The sequence below is a fragment of the Streptomyces sp. SID3343 genome, assembly GCF_009865215.1.
GTDB lineage: Bacteria > Actinomycetota > Actinomycetes > Streptomycetales > Streptomycetaceae > Embleya.
This window is the reverse complement of record NZ_WWJX01001065.1, coordinates 1-300: the sequence shown is the minus strand read 5'-3', so window position 1 is coordinate 300 and position 300 is coordinate 1. Positions and strand designations below refer to the sequence as shown.

The 300-nt window shown below is 77.3% G+C and carries 1 pseudogene; it reads right to left on the bottom strand.

Annotated features, from left to right (window positions below):
* Positions 1 to 300, bottom strand: a pseudogene (locus GT354_RS33210) (hypothetical protein); the annotation flags it as partial.

Genomic DNA, 300 nt, shown 5'->3' with positions numbered 1-300 from the left:
GTGGCCGCGTCGGGTTTGGGCCCGCGGCCGAACGTCGCGGGGTCGGAACACTCGACGCGGGTGCTCGTGCCGCGCCCGCGCAGGTCGAAGCCGACCAGGTCGTAGGCGCGGCGGACCCGCTCGGGCAGCCCGGCCGCGAGCGCGGCCATCGAACCGACGGAGGACGCCCCCGGGCCGCCGAAGTTGACCACGAGGATGCCGCGGCGCTCCGACCGGTCGCCGGTGGCCTCGACCCGCGATACGCCGACCTTGATCCGCTTGCCGCCGGGGTGGCGTGGTCGAGCGGCGCGGCGACGGTGC